Consider the following 21,973-nt stretch of genomic DNA (forward strand, 5'->3'; position numbering starts at 1 on the left):
AGGACATAGCAATGACCATACAAGACGCATCACCGGACCTGTACAATGAGGATCTCGCACCGGCGAAGGTTCGAAACTGGGGACCGTTCTCGATCTTCAACGTCTGGACGTCGGACGTCCACAGCCTGTGGGGCTACTATCTCGCTGCCAGCCTGTTCCTGTTCTGCGGCGGCTTCGTCAACTTCATCATCGCCATCGGTATCGGCTCGCTGATCATCTATGCGTTAATGAACATGGTCGGCTATGCCGGCGTGAAGACCGGGGTGCCCTACCCTGTCCTGGCGCGTGCCTCCTTCGGCATCTGGGGCGCCAACATACCGGCGCTGGTGCGCGCCATCGTCGCCTGCTTCTGGTACGGCGCGCAGACGGCGGCGGCCTCCGGGGCGATCGTAGCCCTGCTGATCCGCTCGCAATGGTTCGCCGACTTCAACCAGAGCACCCATTTCCTCGGCCACTCCGGGCTCGAGGTGATCTGCTTCGCCGTCATCTGGGCGCTGCAGCTCCTGATCATCCAGAGAGGCATGGAAACGGTGCGCCGCTTCCAGGATTGGGCCGGACCGGCGGTGTGGGTGATGATGCTGATCCTGGCGATCTATCTTTGCATCAAGGCAGGCACTTTCGCTTTCACCAGCGACATCCCGATGGATGTGCTGCTGGAAAAGACAAAGGACGCGGGCGTGCCGGGCACGCCGGGCTCCTGGACCTCGCTGTTTGCGGTGGCCGCAATCTGGGTGACCTATTTCTCCGCGCTCTATCTCAACTTCTGCGATTTCGCGCGCTACGCCCCGGACAAGGCATCGCTGCGCAAGGGCAACATCTGGGGCCTGCCGGTCAATCTTATCCTGTTCTCGCTGGTCGCAGGCGTTACCACGATCGCCGCCTTCGACGTCTATGGCGAGGTGCTGCTGCATCCCGACCAGATTTCGGCGAAATTCGACAGCTGGTTCCTGGCGGCGCTCGCAGCCCTGACCTTTGCGGTGGCGACGCTCGGTATCAATGTGGTGGCGAACTTCGTGTCGCCGGCCTTCGACTTTTCCAATGTCTTTCCACGCCAGATCGACTTCAAGAAGGGCGGCTACATCGCGGCGCTGATCGCGCTGGTGCTCTATCCATTCGCGCCCTGGGAAGGCAGTGCCGCCTCCTTCGTCAACATCATTGGCGCGACGATGGGGCCGATCTTCGGCGTGATGATGGTCGACTATTACCTGATCCGGAAGGGCGAGGTCGACGTCGAGGCGCTCTACAGGGAGAATGGCGAATTCCGCTTTCAGGGCGGCTGGCATGTCAATGCCTTCATCGCCGCCGGTATCGGCGCGGTCTTCTCCTCGATCCTGCCCAACTTCACCAGCCTGCTGCCGTCCTGGTGGGGCGTCTATGGCTGGTTCTTCGGCGTGGCAATTGCCGGCGTCATCTATTACGTGCTGCGCACGATGGCACTCGGTGCCAGAGCCAGGATAGCCAAGGCCTGAACGGAGTCGGGGCGGCGCGAGCCGCCCCGTTCATTCTGCGATCATTTCGGCCAGGCGGCGCACGGTATTCCAGTTGCGCGAGGTGCCGATGCCGAGACGTTTGTGGCTCACCGCCGCAAGCAGCCGCGAACTCGGCATCTCGCGGGAAAAGACGATCCAGATGTCGCCGCCGACAATCCGCAGCTTCTCGTCCTTGCCGGCATATGCCTCAAGCGCCACGGCGGTCTCGGCGGGAACGGGCGCTCGCATCACGCGCACCGCCACCTGGTCCGCGGTCTCAGCCGATTCAGCTGGGAACGGATTGCCGGCCGCCAGCCTTAGCCAGCCGTCGGCGCGGCGCACGATGATGTCGACGTGGCGGCCGAAAGTCTTTGCGAACGCCGCCTCCAGCCGCTGCTCCAACGTCGCAAGTTCTGTTTCTTGCGCCTCGAAGACCAGATTGCCGGTCGCTACCAGCGTGCGCGGGTTATTCAGACCCAGGCCTTCGGCCATCGCCTTCAGATCGGACATGACGACCCGCTGCCCCTCGCCCAGGACAATGCTGTAGAGCAGCGCGACGTAAGTTTGCATGGGCGGCTAGTCTAGACCAGCCGCGACTGCTCTACCGCCGCCTCGATGAAGCTGGCAAACAGCGGGTGCGGATCGAGCGGCCGGCTTTTCAACTCGGGATGGTACTGCACGCCGATGAACCAGGGGTGGTCGGGATATTCGACCGTTTCCGGTAGCACGCCGTCCGGCGACATGCCGGCAAACACCAAGCCGCAATCCTCGAGCCGCTCCTTGTAGTCGACATTGACCTCGTAGCGGTGGCGATGGCGTTCGGAAATCTGCGTATCGCCATAGATCTCGGCGATCTTCGATCCCTTGGCGAGGTCGGCCTGGTAGGCACCGAGCCGCATGGTACCACCAAGGTCGCCGGTTTCCCTGCGCTTTTCCAGCATGTTGCCCTTCAGCCATTCGGTCATCAAGCCGACGACCGGCTCCTCGGTTGGACCGAACTCGGTCGATGATGCGCGCTCGACGCCAGCCAGCGAACGCGCCGCCTCGATGCAGGCCATCTGCATGCCGAAGCAGATGCCGAAATACGGCACCTTGCGCTCGCGCGCGAACTTCGCCGCCAGGATCTTGCCCTCCGAGCCGCGCTCGCCAAAACCGCCGGGGACGAGAATGCCATGGACCTTCTCCAGCCACGGCGCCGGGTCTTCCTTCTCGAATATCTCGCTTTCGATCCAGTCGAGCTTGACCTTGACCCGGTTGGCGAGGCCGCCATGCGACAGCGCCTCGATCAGCGATTTGTAGGCGTCCTTGAGGCCGGTATATTTGCCGACGACGGCAATGGTCACTTCGCCTTCCGGATTGTGGATGCGGTTGGACACCGCTTGCCACCGTTCCATGCGCGGCTTCGGCGCCGGATCGATGCCGAAGGCCGCCAGCACTTCCGAATCCAGCCCTTCATTGTGATAGGCCATCGGCACGTCGTAGATATGCGGGACGTCGAGCGCCTGGATGACGGCGCTTTCGCGGACATTGCAGAACAGCGACAGCTTTCTGCGCTCTTCCTTGGGGATCGGCCGGTCGGCGCGGACCAGCAGTATGTCGGGTGCAATGCCGATGCCGCGCAACTCCTTGACCGAATGCTGCGTCGGCTTGGTCTTCAGTTCGCCCGCCGTCGGAATGTAAGGCATCAAGGTCAGGTGGACGTAGACGGCGTTATTGCGCGGCAGGTCGTTGCCGAGCTGGCGGATCGCCTCCAGGAACGGCATCGCTTCGATGTCGCCGACGGTGCCGCCGATCTCGCACAGCACGAAATCGTAGTCGTCATTGCCGTTGAGGACGAAATTCTTGATCTCGTCGGTGACGTGCGGAATGACCTGCACGGTAGCGCCGAGATAGTCGCCGCGCCGCTCGCGCTCGATGATGTTCTTATAGATCCGGCCGGTGGTGATGTTGTCTTGCTGGTTGGCCGAGCGGCCGGTGAAGCGCTCATAATGGCCAAGATCGAGATCGGTCTCGGCCCCGTCATCGGTCACGAAGACTTCGCCGTGCTGATAGGGCGACATCGTGCCGGGATCGACATTGAGATAGGGATCGAGCTTTTTGATGCGTGCGCGATAGCCCCGCGCCTGCAAGAGAGCCCCAAGGGCCGCTGCAGCAATGCCTTTTCCAAGTGAGGAAACCACGCCGCCTGTGATGAATACATATCGCGCCATGGGAGTCATCGCTTAACGCGGCCGAATTGATTCCGCCAGAGAAAAAACCGCCGCGAAGGCTTTTTCCCAAGAAGGCGCTCTGGTCGTTGGCGTATCAAAACAAAAGGGCCGGCGAGGCCGGCCCTTTTTGGCACGATCTGTCAAAGCGTCAGATGATGACGACTTTGGTGCCTACTTTCACCCGGCGGTAAAGGTCCATGACGTGCTCGTTGATCATGCGGAAGCAGCCATTGGAGGCGCTGGTTCCGATCGACTGCGGCGCGATGGTGCCGTGAATGCGCAGGTGGGTATCTTTCTTGCCGTCGTAAAGATAGATGGCGCGCGCACCGAGCGGATTGTCGCCGCCGCCGGGCATGCCGTCCTTGTACTGGCCATAGTGCTTGGGTTCGCGCTTTTGCATATCCAGCGTCGGAATCCAGCGCGGCCATTCCTGCTTGTCCCCGACGGCAACCGTACCCTTGAACTGCAGGCCTTCCCGGCCGACCGCGATGGCATAACGGCGGGCGGTTGACGATGATTCGACGAGGTAGAGACGACGGGCGCTGGTATCGATGACGATGGTGCCGGGGTTGTAGCCGGTGAATTCGACCTCCTGCGGCACGAATTCCGCCTTGACCTTGAACTGCCGCTTGGCCTGCTTCCTTTCGAGCGCGGCGTCGAGCGCGCGTGTTTCCGGAAGCAGCGACATCGACGAAGAGGATGTGCCGCCGAACAGTCCCGCGAACAGCCCGACGCTCTGCGGCTTCTGCCCGACCGGTTCGCTGCGCAACTCGCCATTGTTGCCGGTCAGCGCAACGTTCATGGCCTCGGCCGGGATCGGCTCGGCCGACTGGATCGGCGCAATGGGCGTAATCGGTTCGATGATGTTGACGGTCTTCTTCTTGGCCGGCGTGGCGTCAGCCACCTTGGCCGTTGCGAGCGGCTGGCTCTTCTTGGCAAGGAACGCCTGCCGTTCCGCATCGGCTTTGGCTTTCGCCGCCTCACGCATCGCCAGCTTCCTGGCTTCGAGTGCCTTGGCGCGAGCGGCTTCCTTGTCGGCTGCGATCTTGGCTTCGATCTTGCGGATCTGCGCAAGGTCGTCCGGCGTCGGATCTTTCTTCTTCTTGAGAAGCTTCAATTGCGCTGCATCGCTTTTGGCAGCGACCTTGACGACGTCGGTTGTTGTTGCGGCTTTGTGGGCCGAGTTTGCCGTCGGCATGGCCGCGTAAGCGGGCGCACCTAGGCTGAGCACGGCACAAAGGCCGGCAAAAATGAAGCTGCGAAGCTGCATGGGGAAGATCCGATCGTTCAATGCTTGTTGCCCACGGCGTCGCCCGGCGCCCCCTAAGGACGCCGAGAATGCCGCGTGCAACGTATAATCGATTAGCCGGAAGCGCCTCAAGCGTGAGGCGCAGTCGAATCATCGTGATCGTGCGGCATTTGCCGCGACTGTGTTCAAACGACAACAGATCGCGGCATAAGTTGCCCTATTACTGGTTGGGGACCTGCGGCGTGGCCGGCGCGGTGGCGCCGTTTGTCGCTGGCGGCGTCGCCGGAGCGGTTGCCGGCGGCGTCGTTGCCGCGCCATTGCCGGACGGCGGGGTCGGCGCCGTGGTGCCCGACGGCGGCGTCGGCGTCGTGGTTCCAGGCAATTGGTTGAGTACGCCCTTGCCTGCTCCGTCCGAGGTCGCCGGCACGCGATCGAGAATGTCGATCGGCTTCTCGCCATAGCGCGCAACGATCGACAGTGTCAGCGAAGTGACGAAGAAAGCGGCAGCCAGGATCGCCGTCGCCCGCGTCAGCGCATTGGCGGCGCCACGCGCGGTCATGAAGCCCGATCCGCCGCCGATGCCGAGGCCGCCGCCTTCGGAGCGCTGCAGCAGCACCACGCCGACAAGCGCGAGCACGACCATGAGGTGGACGACGATCAGTACGGTTTCCATAATTTACCCTGGCAAGGCCTTGTGCGGCCGCTGATTTGGAGGCGGCTCAATACAATGCTTTGACGGCATTTCCAAGCCCGTGGCCGGAATATGGGAAGCAATGCGTCCTTTGCAACGATTTCGGCGCCGGCCGTCCGCTCAAATGCAGCAAGCAGCCCTTGTATCAAGCGATGTTTCGATAGGCTTCCGCGATGCCGAGGAAGTCCGCCGCCTTTAGGCTGGCGCCGCCGACCAGCGCGCCATCGACATTCCTGACGCCGAGCAACTCGACGGCGTTGGACGGCTTGACCGAGCCGCCGTAGAGAATGCGCATCTTGGCCGCCGTATTGCCGAGCTTCCGTGCCAGTTCTTCGCGGATATGCGCATGTGCCTCGGCGACGTCGGCGGCGGTCGGGGTCAAGCCGGTCCCAATCGCCCATATTGGCTCATAGGCAATGACGGTGTTGGAAGCCGTGGCGTTTGGCGGGACCGAGCCAGCGACCTGGCGCGACAGCACGTCGAGCGTGGCTCCTGCTTCTCGTTCGGCTCTTGTCTCACCAATGCAGATGATGGCCACCAGCCCGGCGCGCCATGCGGCGGAGGCCTTGGCCTGGACCAAGGCATCGTCCTCCTTGCGATCGGCGCGGCATTCGGAATGGCCGACGATGACATGGCTGGCACCTGCATCCTTCAGCATCTCGGCCGAAATGCAGCCGGTATAGGCGCCGCTTTCCTCGGTGTGGCAATCCTCTCCGCCGGCCCGCACCGGCGTGCGCGACAGAATCTCGGCGGCGTGCGCAAGCAAGGTCGCCGGCACGCAGACCACCGCTTCGGTCTCGGCGTCGAGCCCACTCATGAAGCCGTTGCCGATCATCCTGAGCTCGTTGAGCGAGGCGCTAGTGCCGTTCATTTTCCAGTTGCCGGCGACGAGCGGGCGGATTCCAGGCGTCATGGGATTTGTTTCTCCGGGCAATTTCCAGCTGGCCCTCACTATCAAAATCAGGCCACAAAGCAATCGACAGTGGGCAGGAAGGGCGCTATTGCGCTTGTTTCAGACTCGGCGCATGCGAAATGCGCAAAAATCGGAAGTACTCATGCTTGGTATGTTGAGAAGCGCGGCGGGGACCTGGGTCGCTAAACTGCTGCTGTCATTGTTGGTGTTGAGCTTCGCCGTCTGGGGCATCTCGGGCCGCCTGATGGGCGGTCTTGCCGGCCATGATGCCGTGATCACGGCCGGAGGCACCAAGGTCTCGATCAACGAATACCGCCTCGCCTACGATCGCCAGCTCAGCGTCATGTCGCAGCAATTCGGCCAGCGCATCAGCCGTGAGCAAGCGACGGCGCTCGGCATCGACAACCAGGTGCTGGCGCAACTCGTGTCGGGCGCTGTCCTCGACGAGCAGGCCCGCAAGCTCGGACTCGGCCTGTCAAAGGACCGGCTCGCCGAACTGACGCGTGAAGACCCGGCGTTCAAAGGGCCTGCCGGAAGCTTCGACAGGAGAACCTTCGAGTACCTGCTTCGGCAGATCGGCATGCGGCCGGAAGACTATTTGAAGAACCGCGCCCAGGTCGCGGTCCGCCAGCAGATCGTCGAGGCGGTTTCGGACGGCCTCAAGGCCCCGGATACATTCTTCAAGGCGGTCGCGCTCTATCGCGGCGAAGATCGCACCATCGACTACCTGACCTTGCCGAAATCGCTTGTCGAGCCGATAGAAGCGCCGTCCGACAGCGCGCTTTCGGCCTATTTCGAGGAAAACAAGAAAACCTACGCCGCGCCCGAATACCGCAAGTTCTTCTATGTCAGGCTCGAACCGGAAGACATCATGGATTTGAGCGCGGTGACCGACCAACAGGTCAGCGACGACTACAATAAGAACAAGGCGCGCTACACCACGCCGGAGATGCGCACCATCGAGCAGCTTGTGTTCAAGACACCTGATGCCGCAAAGGCGGCGCTCGATTCGCTCAGGACCGGCGCGACCTTCGACAAGATCGTCGCTGCCGAAGGCAAGACGCCGGCCGACACGCTGCTCGGCACGCTGGCCAAGGACAAGATCGCCGACAAGGCGGTCGCCGACGCTGCCTTCAAGCTCAACGTCAATGAGGTCAGCCCGGTCGTACAAGGCGCATTTGGTCCCGTTCTGCTGCGCGTCACCGAGATCAAGCCGGAAGTGGTGAAGCCGCTGGCCGAAGTATCCGAGCAGATCCGCAAGGACCTGGCACTGGGCGAGGCAAGCCGCATCTTGCTGGACGTGCACGACAATTACGAGGATACGCGCGCCTCGGGCAGTTCGCTCGCCGAGGCAGCCGCCAAATTGAAGCTGAAAGTCGTCACCATCGATGCCATCGACCGCACCGGCCAACGGCCGGATGGAAGCATCGTCAAAGACCTGCCGGAATCGCCGGCACTCATCAAGGCGGTGTTCGAATCCGAACCCGGAACCGACAATGAAGGCCTCACCACCGCCGATAACGGCTTCGTCTTCTACGACGTGAGCGCGATCACGCCTGCCCGCGACCGCACATTGGACGAAGTCCACCAGAAGGTCGTGGCCGACTGGACCGCGGCGGAGACCACCAAACGGCTCACCGCAAAAGCACAGGAGCTCGAGAAGCGTCTCAAGGCTGGCGCCACGCTCGAGGTGATCGCCGGTGAGCTCAAGCTCGAAAAGCAGACCAAGCGCGGCGTCAAGCGCGATGCGGACGACGTCGATTTCGGCAAGGAAGGCGCCGCCGCGATGTTCGGCGTCGGCGAAGGCGGCACCGGGCTGATCCCCTCACCTACGGGCGACGGACAGATCCTGTTCAAGGTTGCCGAGGTGTTCGAGCCCGCCGGGGCCGATGCCAGCTCAGTACCCGAGGACGCACAGAAGTCCTTCACATCCGGCATGTCCGACGACCTGCTCGACCAGTTGGTAGCGCAGTTGCAGACGCAATATGACGTCCGCATCGATCAGACGGCCGTAACCCAAGCCCTGGCCAGATGAGCGCGCTGAAGATCCACATCGCCAAGGTCGCCGCCGGCAGCGCTCTTTCTTTCGAGGAGGCGCGCGAGGCCTTCGACATTATCATGTCGGGCGATGCTACCCCCGGCCAGATCGGCGGCTTCTTGATGGCATTGCGCGTGCGCGGTGAGACCGTCAGCGAGATCGCCGGCGCCGTCGCCACCATGCGCGCCAAGATGCTGCGTGTCGAAGCCCCCGAGGGCGCCATCGACATTGTCGGCACCGGCGGCGACAATTCGCACAGCGTCAACATTTCGACCGCATCCGCCTTCGTCATCGCCGGCAGCGGCGTGCCCGTCGCCAAGCACGGCAATCGCGGACTGTCCTCGCTGACCGGCGCCGCCGATGTGCTGATCGCATTGGGCGTCAAGATCGACATCCCTCCGGAGACGATCGGCCGCTGCATCCACGAGGCCGGCGTTGGCTTCATGTTCGCGCCGGCGCATCACCCGGCGATGAAGCATGTCGGCCCGACCCGGGTCGAGCTCGGAACCCGCACCATCTTCAACCTGCTGGGCCCGCTTTCCAATCCGGCCAGTGTCAGACGGCAGATGGTCGGCGTGTTCCTGCCCGAATGGATCATGCCGGTGGCAGAAACGTTGAAGGAACTTGGTGCCGACCATGCCTGGATCGTCCATGGCGACGGCTATGACGAGATCACCACCACCGGCGAGACACTTGTCGCCGAACTGGCCGGCGGCGAGATCCGCAGCTTTACGCTGACCCCGGAAGCCGTCGGACTGAAGCGGCACACCAAGGACGAGTTGCGCGGCGGCGACGCCGCCCACAACGCCCAGGCACTGCGCGACATGCTGGGCGGCGCAGCCGGCGCCTTTCGCGATACGGTGCTGATGAATGCCGGCGCGGGGCTGGTGGTGGCCGGCAAAGCGACGACGCTTGCCGACGGCATGGTAACGGCGGCGCAGGCCATCGACAGCGGCCGCGCGCTGAAAGTGCTCGACAGGCTAATCGAGATTTCGAACGGTTAAAACCATGTCCGACATCCTGCGCAAGATCGAGGCTTACAAGCGCGACGAGATCGCGGCGGCCAAGGCACGCGTGCCGCTCGCCGAGATCAAGGCACGGGCGACGGATGCCGACGCGCCGCGCGGCTTTCTTTCCGCCCTTGAAGCAAAGCGCAAATCCGGCAGGTTCGCGCTGATTGCCGAAATCAAGAAGGCTAGCCCATCCAAAGGCCTGATCCGCGCCGATTTTGATCCGCCGATGCTGGCCAGGGCCTATGCGAAGGGCGGTGCAGCCTGCCTTTCGGTGCTGACCGACGCACCCTCCTTCCAAGGCGCGCCCGAATTCCTCACCACTGCGCGCGCTGCCGTCGAGCTGCCTGCATTGCGCAAGGATTTCCTGTTCGACCCCTATCAGGTCTACGAGGCTAGGGCATGGGGCGCCGATGCCATCCTGATCATCATGGCCAGCGTCGACGACGCGTTGGCAAGAGAACTCGAAGCGACAGCGTTCGGGCTCGGCATGGACGCGCTGGTCGAAGTGCATGACGAGGCTGAAATGGAACGCGCGCTGCAGCTGTCGTCGCGGCTGATCGGAATCAACAACCGCAATCTCCGGACCTTCGAAACCAGCCTACAGACCTCGGAGCGGCTGGTAGCGATGGTGCAGGCCGACCGCCATCTGGTCAGCGAGAGCGGTATCTTTTCGCACGACGATTGCCGCCGGCTGGAGCAGAGCGGCATTGCGACTTTCCTGGTCGGCGAGAGCCTGATGCGCCAGCAGGACGTGGCCGCGGCAACGCGCATGCTGTTGACGGGCAAGGCGCCGGCAGAGGCAGTTTGAGGATGGCGGCCGCCCTCACCCATCTTGGCGCGCAGGGCGAAGCCAACATGGTCGATGTCGGCGACAAGGCTGAGACGGTGCGCACGGCAGTCGCAGAAGGTTTTGTCGCGATGCGGCCCGAGACGCTGGACATGATCCTCGCCGGCGACGCCAAGAAGGGCGACGTGCTGGGCACCGCGCGCATTGCCGGCATCATGGCGGCCAAGAAGACGCATGAACTGATCCCGCTTTGCCATCCGCTGCTGCTAACCAGGATATCTGTCGATATCGAGGCGGACGCCGCGCTGCCCGGCCTGAAGGTGACAGCATTGACCCGCGTCACCGGCAAGACCGGCGTTGAGATGGAGGCTCTGAGTGCCGTCTCGGTCGCTTGCCTGACCATCTACGACATGGCCAAGGCGGTCGACCGCGCCATGGTCATCTCCGGCATCAGGCTGGTTGAAAAGACCGGCGGCAAATCCGGCGACTACAAGATCACCGGAGACGGGGCCACCGAGGCAGGCCGATAATGGCGCTGGTCCCAGTTGCCGAGGCGCTCGAGCGCCTGCTGGACGGCGCAGCAGCGCTGCCGGGCGAACGCGTCGCACTGCTGGATGCCGCCGACCGCGTGCTGGCGGAGCCGGTTGTGGCGCTCCGCACCCAGCCGCCGTTCAACGCCTCCGCCATGGACGGCTATGCCGTGCGGGCGGCCGATATCGCGTCCGTACCGGCAAGGCTTTCGGTGGTCGGCATGGCGCCGGCCGGACGCGGCTTTGCCGGAACGGTGCAGCAGCGGCAGGCCGTGCGCATCTTTACCGGCGCGCCGCTTCCCGAAGGCGCCGACACTATCGTCATCCAGGAGAACGTCCGCGATCTCGGTGGCGGCAGCGTCGAAGTGACGGAACCGACGGTGCAGGGGCGCAACATCCGCCGCCTCGGGCTCGATTTCGCCAAGAGCGATGTCCTGCTGCCCAAAGGCCGCCTGCTCGACCCGGCGGCCTTGTCGCTGGCGGCATCGGCCAATCACCCCGAGGTGCGCGTGGTCAAATGGCCGCTGGTCGCCATCATCGCCACCGGCGACGAATTGCTGCCGCCGGGCAGCGATCTTGGCCCCGACCAGATCATCTCCTCCAACGCCTATGGTGTCGCCGCTGCCGCACAGTCGGTCGGTGCGCGCGCGCTCGACCTTGGCATCGCGCCGGACCGCAGGGAGGCGATCGCTGCGCTGGTTGAAAAGGCCGTGAAGGCTGGCGCGAACGTCATCGTCACGCTGGGCGGTGCCTCGGTCGGTGACCACGACTTCGTGCATGACGTGCTGACCGGGCAAGGCATGACGCTCGATTTCTGGAAGATCGCCATGCGGCCGGGCAAGCCACTGATGTTCGGGCGGCTGGGAGACATTCGCTGCATCGGCCTGCCCGGCAATCCGGTGGCAAGCCTGGTCTGCACTCAGCTCTTCCTGAAGCCGCTGCTGGCGCGGCTCGGCGGCCGCGCCTTTCAGCAGGATATACGTCGGGCACGGCTCGGTGCCGCCATGCCGGCCAACGATCTCAGGCAAGATTATGTGCGGGCTGTTGTCATAGATGACGCCGGTACGCTCGTGGCGACGCCGTTCGGCATCCAGGACTCCTCGATGCTGAAAATGCTGGCCGATGCCAACGGGCTGATCGTTCGCGCGCCGTTCGCACCTGCCGCGGCGGCGGGCTCCCCCTGCGACGTGCTGATGTTACGCTGAACCTGCCTCACTCCGAGATCAAGGTCCGGGTCAGCGGATGGTCTGGATCGGCCAAACCGTCGATGATGTTGAAATGATGCCGGTCAGGCTCGACCACCGAGCTGGTCGCGGTACCCAGGCCGATCCAGATGTTGGCCAGCAACGCGCTCTGACGCAGGAATTCGGCGCGCTCGCCGCCGCCGGCCCAGCAGGTCAGGCGGGCCTTGTCCATCGGGCGCAGCAGCACCGGGCTTTCGGCCTGCGCCTCGGCCTCATCGATCGCGATCGTCTCGTTCATGCCGGTGCGCATGATCGGGCGCAAATCATGCACCCCCGAGATCGACACCACATGACGAACGCGCCGGACCACTTCGGGCGCCAGCGGCGTCGTCGCCGTAACCATCCGGCTAACAAGATGGCCGCCGGCCGAGTGCCCGGTCAGCATCAGCGGCCCTGCGACCATCGCCGCCGCCTGGCCGATCGCCGCGCCGACTTCCTTGACGATGCCGCCAATGCGTATCTGCGGACAGAGCGTGTAGGACGGCATCGCCACCGCATAGCCGCGATCAACAGGGCCAGTGGCAAGATGCGACCAGAAACTCTTGTCGAATGCCATCCAGTAGCCGCCATGAACGAACACCACGAGTCCCTTGGGCTTGATGGCCGGCAGGAAAAGATCGAGCCGGTTGCGTGGGTTGTCGCCATAGGCCATGTCGAGCCGCGCCCTGCCCTCGGTCGAAAGCACGTCGCGGAAAACCCGCGCGGGCTCGATCCAGGCCGCCGGCCAGCGATCGCTGCCGGCTATGTTGGCGCCGTTGGCATAGGCGTTGTCCCAATCGGCAATGTGACGTTCGAACACCCTGCGCCCTCCCTGGCAATATGGCCTTGCAACGTAGCCGTGAGCATCGCGCGGCGCGTCGTCGCCAGCCTCACGATTCCAGCTCTCGCATCAATCTCAAGTGACAGCTGCTTTGATTGCGAAGCGCGCATCCTTCCACGCACCGGTGCGGAGGATATCCTCAAGCACTTTGACGGCCTGCCAGACATCGGCATAGCTGACATAGAGCGGGGTGAAGCCGAAGCGCATGGTCGATGGCGCGCGAAAATCGCCGATCACGCCACGTTCGATCAGCGCGCGCATGACCTGGTAGCCATGCTCATGCATGAATGAAATCTGGCTGCCGCGTTTTTCCCCATCGCGCGTGCTTTCGAGCGTGAGCCCGTAAGTGCCGCACTTTGCCTCGACAAGCTCGATGAACAGATCCGCCAGCGCGATGCTCTTCTTGCGCACCGCCGTCATGTCGACATCGTTCCAGATGTCGAGCGCGCCCTTCAGCGTGCGCATCGACAGGACCGGCTGGGTGCCGCACAGAAACCGGCGGATGCCGGTGCCGGCCGCATAGCCTGGCTCGAAGGCGAAGGGCCGTGCATGGCCCCACCAGCCGGTGAGCGGCTGCTGGATGTCGGAAAGATGCCGCTCAGCCGCATAGATGAAGGCAGGCGCGCCCGGGCCGCCATTCAGATATTTGTAGGTGCAGCCAACGGCAAAATCGGCGTTTGCCTTGTCGAGCTCGACTGACATCGCGCCGGCGGTGTGGCAGAGATCCCAGACGATCATCGCCCCGGCTTCCTGAGCCCTGCGCGTCAGCGCCGGCATGTCGCGCAGTTCGCCCGACTTGTAGTTGACGTGGTTGACCAGCACCACGGCGGTGCGTTCGTCGATCAGCTCTTCGATGGTCGGCGCGTCGACCCCCGAGAGGCGCAGCAGCGTATCTTTTCGCGTCGAAACCACACCCTCAGCCATGTACAGGTCCGTCGGAAAACTATCGCCCTCGGCGACGATGACCTGCCGCTCCGGTCGCATGGCTATGGCGGCGTGCAGCAGCTTGTAGATGTTGACCGATGTCGTGTCGCAGACCACCGTCTGGCCGGCCGCGGCACCGATCAGGCGCCCGAGCTGGTCGCCAAGTTCAAGCGGCATGTTGAACCAGCCGGCCGTGTTCCATGCGCGGATGAGATCATGCGACCATTCTTCGGTCGCGGCCTTGTGCAGTTCATCGAATGCGGCACGTGAAGCAGCTCCTAGCGAATTGCCGTCGAGATAGATCACTCCTTGCGGCAACACAAAGCGGTCGCGCATCGCGCGCAGCGGATCCGCGGCATCCATCGCCTTTATGGCCACGAGATCGGGAATTCCTGTCATGATTTGTCTGCTCCCCCAAGATCCAACGCAACGCCGGACACGCATCGACTGTTCTTCCATTACCTGGTTGTGCGCAGCAAGGCTCCACCAGCGAGAAGCAGCCTGACCAGGCGGTGGAAACCGGGACTTTACCCGAGGTTGGCGTTTTGAGTTCGTTTCGTTCACGGTGCATTGACCAAACCGCACAGTCGATACGGGTTCAATTCCGTGCCTTTTGCCGACCGACGGCCGATGCCAGTGCCGCCTTCTAGGAGGCCAGAAGGGCGCAAACGAAAGCAGAATCAAGGCGATGAGGCTCGCGGCGGTGAAAATGCGGTACGCCGGTAGGGGACGTCGTTTGTTTCCCGAGCCTTAACGCATTCATTAAACTTTAAACAGTTGCGGAACACAACTGGAACAGATAGTGTTTGTTCTGGGTTTGTTTTTCTGATTCTGTTGGGGGTCGCTATGCTGACACGCAAACAACACGAACTGCTTATGTTCATCCACGAAAGGTTGAAGGAAAGCGGTATCCCGCCTTCCTTCGACGAGATGAAGGAAGCGCTCGACCTGGCTTCCAAATCCGGAATCCACCGGCTGATTACGGCGCTGGAGGAGCGCGGCTTCATTCGCCGTTTGCCCAACCGGGCCCGTGCGCTGGAGGTGCTGCGCCTGCCTGACTCGATCGCCCCCGGCCTCAATGCGGCACGCAAGTTCTCGCCGAGTGTCATCCAGGGCAGTCTTGGGCAAGGCGGTCCTCGGCAAGGCAAGCCGACATCGTCGCGCGTGCCCGCAGCCGGAAATGACGACGATGTCGTCGCCACCGTTTCGATCCCGGTGATGGGCCGCATCGCCGCCGGTGTGCCGATCGACGCCATCCAGCACCAGACGCATTCGATTTCGGTGCCGCCGGATATGATCATGGGCGGCGAGCATTATGCGCTCGAGGTCAAAGGCGATTCGATGATCGAGGCCGGCATTTTCGACGGCGACACGGTGATCATCCGCAATGCCGATACGGCGAGCCCCGGTGAGATCGTGGTGGCACTGGTCGACGAGGAGGAAGCGACGCTGAAGCGGTTCCGCCGCAAGGGCGCCTCGATCGCCCTGGAAGCCGCCAATCCGGCCTACGAGACGCGCATCTTCGGACCAGACAGGGTCAAGGTGCAGGGCAAGCTCGTCGGACTGATCCGCCGCTACTGAGCTCCGCCCTTGGCGCCGGCTTTGGGGTTGTCGGCCCTGCGGTATGGCGGCAGGCCCCGTGCCGCGCGTGAAAATTTCCGCTGCACGTGCCAGGGCCGGTATGATTTTTCGACCGCGAAACGGATTTCGGCGCGCGTTGCCGCTTGTGGATCGAAGTAGACGGCGGCACTTCCCGCGCGCGCCAGTTGCCGTTTGGTGACGACGAGGACCAGCCGGTCGTAGTAGCAGGGGTTATGGGCGGTGGCGTCGTCGATGACGATCAAGCTGGCAAAGGCGCAGGCTGGCCGCGCAGTATCGCGGTCCTTGGCTTGCGCGATGATCGCGCCGGATGGATGCCTGGCAAGGCAGAGGCCGTCCGTGCAAATGAACGGCATGCCCGGCGGTAGGTCGGCCGGATCGGCAATGTCGAATTGCGGGTCGTTCTTTCCAGGTGTTTCCGGCGCGACGATAGCCTCTGATGTGAGCGCGCGTTTCCAGTTGTCGATGGTGAACTCATTCGGGCGTGCCCGGTTGACCGCGAGTTCACCGCTGCCGATCGGCAGCGCGACCAGCCGTGCGTCCTCCGAGACCAATACGTCGGGTATGCGTGTCTGCGTTGTCGTCAGCAAGCCGGCGAGCGCAAAAGGAAGTGCCGCCAGCCGCAACCAGGTCGTCGCCATGCTGGCAATGACGAGGGCGATCGTCACCAGAAGGACGGATCTCAGCGAAATCAGCCCGACCGCATCGATCGGCGAGCGCTCCGAGATCCACCCGGACAGGGCGATCATCGCCGTCAGCCCCTTGCCCATGACATAGAGGAAAGGGCCATCCGCACCGAACGGCATCGCCAGCGCGCTGAGAACGGCGAAGGGCATGACGACCAGTGAGACGATGGGCATGATGGCCAGATTGGCGAACAGGCTGAGCGGCGCCACGCGCTGGAAATGCCATATGGCGAAAAGCGCCGTGGCGCTCCCTGCAATGATCGAGGTCATCGCCAGACCGCACATGCCCAGCAGGACCTTTCGAGTGGCAAAGCGTAGCGGCGACCGCCGCGGCGGCGGCGTGGTGGCCCTGCCGGCGCGGTAATCGGACCAGCCTGCATAGGCGCCGACAAGGGCGGCCGTCGCGGCGAAGGACATTTGGAAACTCGGACCGACCACCTCGTGCGGCGACACCAGGATGACCGCGATGGCCGAGATCGCCAGGTTGCGCATGGTGAGCGCGGCCCGGTCGAACAGCACGGCGATAAGCATCACCGCCAGCATGATGAAGCTGCGTTCGGCCGCCACGACAATGCCGGAAAAGACAAGGTAGGCCGCAATCGAAAAAAGCGCGGCGGCCGCGGCATATTTCTTGACCGGCCGTCGCGATGAGAAATCGGGAAACAGCGCAAAGGCACCCCGCAGCAGCGCCATGATGGTGCCGGCGACCAACGCCATATGCAGCCCCGAGATGGAGATGATGTGGTAGATGCCGGTGCGCCGCATCGCTTCGTTGATCTCCTCGGGAATGCCGGCGCGCACGCCGACGATCAGCGCAGCAGCAATCTCGCCCTCGGCACCGCCGATGCGGCTGCGGATATGGTCGGCGATGGATTCGCGCGCGTCTTCGATCGCGGAAGAAAGCTGCGCGGCAAGCGGCATGCTGCCCGACGACACGACTTTCGGATTGCCGAGAAAAAAGCCGCTGCCGCCGATACCGGCGAAATAGCTGTCGAAGGAGAAATCATAGCTGTCGGGCCGCACCGGGCCGGTCGGCGGCAGCAGCCGCACATAGCCGGTGATCTCGGAACCGGCGGTCAGCTCAGCCGGTATCTTCATCGCCGAAACGCGGACCCGTTCCGGCATGTAGCGCAGTGTCGGCCTGGCGGTTGAGATCACATCGATTGTCAGCCTGATGCGGCCGCTCGCCATGGGCTCGTACGATACGACGCGACCCGTCAGCCGCGTCGAGATTTCGGAACCGAGCATATGCGTTCCGACACGCCATGTCTCGAACTTGGCGGCAAGTACGCCAAGCGCGCAGAGCAGCGCCACCATGAAGCACAGGCGCGTCCTGGGCCACGACCGCGAGACGACGGCACAAAGGGCCGCGAGGAGCGCGATTGCGATCGGCTGTGGAAAGGCCGGCTCCACCGACAGCCCGAAATATATCACCACCCCGCATGCGAGGAACACCGGCACCAGCAGGAAGGCGATGCCGCGGTCGAGTTCCAGGCCGGCTGCCGAGGTTACGCTGTTGCGGATACGGGACGGTGACGGGAGGCGGAAACGCCTGGGCAGGCGTACGATGGGCTCGCCCGCGGGCACGAGAACCGTTGCTGGGTCTCTGGCCGGCCGCGACGGAGCATCGAAGCGCGGAGCGGGTAGCAATGCCGGTGCCGGCAGGACAGGCGGGAGAGCGGCAAACAGCAAGCGTTCGCTGACGCCGCTGCCAGCGTCCTCGCCCTCGCCCGCACCACGGCCTCGCACAGCCATCGGGTCTGCCCCTTGCGCCCTCGACCTCCTATGCTACATGAACGCGCAACGCGCGAAAGTCCGCAAACCCACTTCCTTCGCCCGCCTGAGAGTTCCATGCCCGATAAGGTCGTCACCCGTTTTGCCCCCTCGCCCACCGGCTATCTGCACATTGGCGGCGCGCGCACGGCGCTGTTCAACTGGCTGTACGCCAAGCACACGGGCGGCACGATGCTGCTGCGTATAGAGGATACCGACCGTGAGCGGTCGACGGATGCGGCGACGGCAGCCATTCTCGACGGACTTTCCTGGCTCGGACTCACCTGGGACGGCGCGCCTGTCTCGCAGTTCGAGCGCGCGCCGCGCCATCGCGAGGTGGCCGAGGAGCTGGTGCGCGTGGGCAAGGCCTATTACTGCTACGCGACGCCGGCGGAGCTGGAGGCGATGCGCGAGGCAGCGCGAGCCAAGGGGCTTCCGCCCCGCTATGATGGGCGCTGGCGCGACCGCGACCCGTCGGAGGCGCCGCCCGGCGCCAAGGGGGCGATCCGCATCAAGGCGCCGACAGACGGCGAGACGGTGGTGCATGACCGCGTCCAGGGCGACGTGCGCTTTCCCAACAAGGATCTCGACGATTTCATTATTCTGCGCTCGGACGGCAATCCCACCTACATGCATGCCGTCGTCGTCGACGATCACGACATGGGCATCACCCACATCATCCGCGGCGACGATCATTTGACCAACGCCGCACGCCAGACCGTAATCTATCAGGCCATGGGCTGGGAGGTGCCGTCGATGTCGCATATCCCGCTGATCCACGGTGCCGACGGCGCCAAGCTGTCGAAGCGGCACGGTGCGCTTGGCGTCGAAGCCTATCGCGCCATGGGCTACCTGCCGGAGGCGCTGCTCAACTATCTGGCGAGGCTTGGCTGGAGCCACGGCGACGATGAGATCATGTCGATCGCCGACATGATTGCATGGTTCGACATTGGCGACGTCAACAAGGGGGCCGCCCGTTTCGACTTCGCCAAGCTCGAGGCGCTTAACGGCGTGCATATGCGCCGGATGAACGACGCGGCGCTGCTCGACATCTTCATCGCCACTCTGCCCTATCTTGAAGGCGGCCCGGCAATCGCCGCGCGCCTCGACGACAGACGCAGGGCGCAACTGCTTGCCGCTTTGCCGGGCCTGAAGGAGCGCGCCAAGACGCTGGTCGAACTTGCTGAAGGGGCTGCATTCCTTTTCGTCGAGCGGCCGCTGCCGGTCGACGAGAAGGCGGCGGCGCTGCTCAGCGGTGAGGCGCGCGCGATCCTGCGGGGCGCTCATGCGGCACTAGCCACGGTTTCGGAGTGGTCTGCCGCCTCAGCCGAAGCCACGATCCGCGACTATGCGCAGGCCGCCGGCCATAAACTCGGCGCCGTGGCCCAACCTTTGCGCGCCGCGCTCACCGGCAAAAGTACCTCGCCAGGTGTCTTCGATGTGCTGGCCGTGCTTGGCCGCGAGGAAAGCCTGGCGCGGATCGCTGATCAAATCGATTAGCAAACTGGCCCAAGAAGATTGGCATTGAAAGGTGTGTTTCGCAGTGCAACATTGGGTCTTGGCCTAATCTGCCGCGCAGATTCAATTGCGGGCGCAAATGTGCGTATTCCGATGCTTTTGACGTGTTGGGTTCAGATATTTTGCCTTTGCCGGCCTGAGGAAACAAAAAGGAGTTTGCTATGACCGAACCTGCGACAAAAATGGAATTTGGCGGCAAAACCCAGGCATCGACGGCCAAGCTGGAATTCGCCGGCAAAACCCATGAATTCAAGATACGAAGTGGTTCGGTAGGACCTGACGTCATCGACATCGGTTCGCTCTACAACACCGCCGGCGTCTTTACCTACGATCCCGGTTTTACGTCGACGGCGAGCTGCGAATCGGAAATCACCTTCATCGATGGCGATGCCGGCATTCTTTTGCACCGCGGCTACCCGATCGACCAATTGGCCGAGCACGGCGACTTCCTGGAAGTCTGCTATCTCTTGCTCTATGGTGAACTACCGACCAAGGCGCAGAAGGACGATTTCGATTACCGGGTGACGCGCCACACCATGGTGCATGAGCAGATGTCGCGCTTTTTCACCGGCTTTCGCCGTGATGCGCATCCGATGGCGGTGATGTGCGGCGTGGTCGGCGCGCTGTCGGCCTTCTATCACGATTCCACCGATATCTCGGACCCCTATCAACGCATGGTCGCGTCAATGCGGCTGATCGCCAAGATGCCGACGATCGCGGCGATGGCCTATAAATACCACATCGGCCAGCCATTCATTTACCCGAAGAACGAGCTGAATTTCGCAGCCAATTTCCTGCATATGTGCTTCGCCGTGCCTTGCGAGGAATACAAGATCAATCCGGTGCTGGCCCGCGCGATGGAGCGCATCTTCATCCTGCACGCCGATCACGAACAGAACGCCTCGACTTCGACCGTCCGCCTGGCCGGCTCGTCGGGCGCCAATCCTTTTGCCTGTATCGCTGCCGGCATCGCCTGCCTGTGGGGTCCCGCACATGGCGGCGCCAACGAGGCAGCCCTGAACATGCTGGGCGAGATCGGTCATGTCGATCACATCCCGGAATTCATTGCGCGCGCCAAGGATAAGAACGATCCGTTCCGATTGATGGGATTTGGCCACCGCGTTTACAAGAATTACGATCCGCGCGCCAAGATCATGCAGAAGACCGCGCACGAGGTCCTGGGCGAGCTCGGCATCAAGGACGATCCACTGCTCGACATCGCCATGGAGCTGGAAAGGATCGCACTGACCGATTCCTATTTCATCGAGAAGAAGCTCTATCCGAACGTCGATTTCTATTCCGGCATCACGCTGAAGGCGCTGGGCTTTCCCACCACCATGTTCACCGTGCTGTTCGCGGTCGCCCGCACCGTCGGCTGGATCGCGCAGTGGAAGGAGATGATCGAGGACCCGCACCAGAAGATCGGTCGCCCGCGTCAGCTCTATACCGGCGCGCCGGAACGGGATTACGTGCCGATCGCAAAGCGGTGAAGGTGGTGAATGGTGAATGGTGAATGGGAGTAGCGAAGCGTCGCTCCCTGTCCATAGAAACCACTATTCACAATTCACAATTCACTATTCACCACTCACCCACTTCCTCACCATGCCCATCACCACCCCCGCCGCCATCTCGCCTGACGGCTTGGAGGTTGCCATACGCCCGGCAATGTCGGCAAAACCGTGCTTCTGCCAGGTGCGGTAGGCGGTATCGGAGAACAGCGCTTCCAACTGCCGCGCCAGATAATGCGGCCGCACATATTGATTGTAGTGTTCCGGCACAACCGGCCGGTCGGCAATGAGATTGGGCAAGGCTGCGCTCCATACTTTGATCAGCGGCTGCGCCATGCGCATGACCGGATCGAGCCGGTAGCAGGAGATCATCGGCACACCCGCCAGTGCCAGTTCCAGCGATACCGTCCCCGACGCGATCAGCGCCGCATCCGCCTTGCCGAAGGCCTGCCATTTGCGTTCGGCATCGAGTATGATCTCCGGCTTCTCGTCCCAGCTCGCGACCGAGGTCCTGACCAGGTCGGCGACGTGCGGCACCGTCGGCAACAGCAGGCGCAAGCGGTGCCCGCGCGCCCGCAGGATCGACAGCGTTTCGCCGAACGGCCCAACCAGGCGCCGCACCTCGCCGCGACGCGAACCGGGCAATACAAGCAACGTTTTCACACGGTCAGCGGAGAGGTTACGCGGCTGCGCCTGCGCCCTGGCGGCACTGACTATGCCCGGATCGTGTGCAAGGCGATGTCCGACATAGGTGCCGAGCGGCCCGCCCAGGCGAGCGAGTTCCTTCACCTCGAACGGCAGGATGCAAAGAATGTGATCGACATATGGCTTCATCGCCGCCGCCCTGCCCGGCCGCCAAGCCCACACGCTCGGGCAGACATAGTGGACGATCGGGATAGTCGGATCGGCGGCACGCACCTTCTTGGCGACGCGCAGCGAGAAATCCGGACTGTCGATGGTGATAAGGCAATCGGGCTTTTCACCGGCAATCGCGTTTGCCG

18 protein-coding genes are annotated in these 21,973 nt (G+C 63.2%); 9 read left to right on the forward strand and 9 right to left on the reverse strand.

What is annotated here, in order from left to right:
* The first annotated feature begins 11 nt into the window (after positions 1 to 11).
* Positions 12 to 1,469, forward strand: coding sequence for an NCS1 family nucleobase:cation symporter-1 (locus NKI59_RS17570; RefSeq protein ID WP_352448841.1), 1,458 nt, complete (start codon positions 12 to 14; stop codon positions 1,467 to 1,469).
* A gap of 30 nt (positions 1,470 to 1,499) precedes the next feature.
* Here the strand turns inward: NKI59_RS17570 and NKI59_RS17575 are convergent, their stop codons facing one another.
* From NKI59_RS17575 to tpiA, 5 genes are all read right to left on the reverse strand, one after another.
* Complete coding sequence (locus NKI59_RS17575; RefSeq protein ID WP_352705649.1) at positions 1,500 to 2,039, reverse strand: DUF1697 domain-containing protein; 540 nt, start codon at positions 2,037 to 2,039, stop codon at positions 1,500 to 1,502.
* Between the two features lie 11 nt (positions 2,040 to 2,050).
* Positions 2,051 to 3,679, reverse strand: coding sequence for a CTP synthase (gene pyrG / locus NKI59_RS17580; RefSeq protein ID WP_023674960.1), 1,629 nt, complete (start codon positions 3,677 to 3,679; stop codon positions 2,051 to 2,053).
* 148 nt (positions 3,680 to 3,827) lie between these two features.
* Positions 3,828 to 4,949, reverse strand: coding sequence for a L,D-transpeptidase (locus NKI59_RS17585; protein ID WP_352448838.1), 1,122 nt, complete (start codon positions 4,947 to 4,949; stop codon positions 3,828 to 3,830).
* A gap of 199 nt (positions 4,950 to 5,148) precedes the next feature.
* A complete protein-coding gene (gene secG / locus NKI59_RS17590; RefSeq protein ID WP_254817294.1) occupies positions 5,149 to 5,601 on the reverse strand; it encodes a preprotein translocase subunit SecG in 453 nt (150 codons plus the stop codon).
* A gap of 163 nt (positions 5,602 to 5,764) precedes the next feature.
* A complete protein-coding gene (gene tpiA, locus NKI59_RS17595) occupies positions 5,765 to 6,532 on the reverse strand; it encodes a triose-phosphate isomerase (protein WP_023674957.1) in 768 nt (255 codons plus the stop codon).
* A gap of 142 nt (positions 6,533 to 6,674) precedes the next feature.
* Here tpiA and NKI59_RS17600 point away from each other — a divergent pair, with 142 nt between their 5' ends.
* From NKI59_RS17600 to NKI59_RS17620, 5 genes are read left to right on the forward strand one after another with little or no spacing between them, the layout of a single operon-like run.
* On the forward strand, positions 6,675 to 8,567 hold the full coding sequence (locus NKI59_RS17600) for a SurA N-terminal domain-containing protein (protein WP_352705652.1): 1,893 nt from the start codon (positions 6,675 to 6,677) through the stop codon (positions 8,565 to 8,567).
* Positions 8,564 to 9,574 carry an anthranilate phosphoribosyltransferase gene (gene trpD / locus NKI59_RS17605; protein WP_352616138.1) on the forward strand — a complete coding sequence of 337 codons (1,011 nt, stop codon included), beginning with the start codon at positions 8,564 to 8,566 and terminating at the stop codon, positions 9,572 to 9,574. Before NKI59_RS17600 ends, trpD begins: the two co-directional genes overlap by 4 nt.
* Positions 9,575 to 9,578: 4 nt before the next feature.
* Positions 9,579 to 10,391 (forward strand): indole-3-glycerol phosphate synthase TrpC, encoded by an 813-nt coding sequence (trpC, locus tag NKI59_RS17610; protein ID WP_352705654.1) that lies wholly within the window; start codon positions 9,579 to 9,581, stop codon positions 10,389 to 10,391.
* Positions 10,392 to 10,393: 2 nt separating this feature from the next.
* Positions 10,394 to 10,900: a cyclic pyranopterin monophosphate synthase MoaC gene (gene moaC / locus NKI59_RS17615; RefSeq protein WP_352448833.1), complete on the forward strand. Its 507-nt coding sequence runs from the start codon at positions 10,394 to 10,396 to the stop codon at positions 10,898 to 10,900.
* Positions 10,900 to 12,105, forward strand: coding sequence for a molybdopterin molybdotransferase MoeA (locus NKI59_RS17620; RefSeq protein WP_352705657.1), 1,206 nt, complete (start codon positions 10,900 to 10,902; stop codon positions 12,103 to 12,105). The genes moaC and NKI59_RS17620 overlap by 1 nt, the downstream gene beginning before the upstream one ends.
* Positions 12,106 to 12,112: 7 nt before the next feature.
* On the opposite strand, the gene NKI59_RS17625 is transcribed toward NKI59_RS17620, so the two are convergent.
* The gene (locus NKI59_RS17625; protein WP_352705659.1) at positions 12,113 to 12,943 is read right to left on the reverse strand and encodes a hormone-sensitive lipase; all 831 of its coding nucleotides are present in this window, start codon (positions 12,941 to 12,943) and stop codon (positions 12,113 to 12,115) included.
* A 96-nt stretch (positions 12,944 to 13,039) separates the two neighbouring features.
* Entirely contained in the window at positions 13,040 to 14,287 is a 1,248-nt protein-coding gene (kynU, locus tag NKI59_RS17630) for a kynureninase (protein ID WP_352705662.1), read from the reverse strand.
* Positions 14,288 to 14,734: 447 nt separating this feature from the next.
* Between kynU and lexA the strand changes: the two genes are divergently transcribed.
* Positions 14,735 to 15,469: a transcriptional repressor LexA gene (gene lexA / locus NKI59_RS17635; protein ID WP_352705665.1), complete on the forward strand. Its 735-nt coding sequence runs from the start codon at positions 14,735 to 14,737 to the stop codon at positions 15,467 to 15,469.
* On the opposite strand, the gene NKI59_RS17640 is transcribed toward lexA, so the two are convergent.
* Positions 15,463 to 17,928, reverse strand: coding sequence for a ComEC/Rec2 family competence protein (locus tag NKI59_RS17640; RefSeq protein WP_352705667.1), 2,466 nt, complete (start codon positions 17,926 to 17,928; stop codon positions 15,463 to 15,465). The genes lexA and NKI59_RS17640 overlap by 7 nt on opposite strands.
* Positions 17,929 to 18,024: 96 nt before the next feature.
* Between NKI59_RS17640 and gltX the strand changes: the two genes are divergently transcribed.
* Both gltX and gltA read left to right on the forward strand, forming a co-directional pair.
* Positions 18,025 to 19,446, forward strand: a complete 1,422-nt coding sequence (gltX, locus tag NKI59_RS17645; RefSeq protein ID WP_352705669.1) for a glutamate--tRNA ligase — start codon at positions 18,025 to 18,027, stop codon at positions 19,444 to 19,446.
* A 179-nt stretch (positions 19,447 to 19,625) separates the two neighbouring features.
* On the forward strand, positions 19,626 to 20,954 hold the full coding sequence (gene gltA, locus NKI59_RS17650) for a citrate synthase (RefSeq protein ID WP_352705671.1): 1,329 nt from the start codon (positions 19,626 to 19,628) through the stop codon (positions 20,952 to 20,954).
* A gap of 84 nt (positions 20,955 to 21,038) precedes the next feature.
* Here gltA and NKI59_RS17655 read toward each other — a convergent pair.
* Positions 21,039 to 21,973: lipid-A-disaccharide synthase (locus NKI59_RS17655; RefSeq protein ID WP_352705673.1), on the reverse strand; the 935-nt coding region annotated here is incomplete at its 5' end.

Origin of the sequence: Mesorhizobium sp. M0598 (genome assembly GCF_040320865.1) — a bacterium.
GTDB lineage: Bacteria > Pseudomonadota > Alphaproteobacteria > Rhizobiales > Rhizobiaceae > Mesorhizobium.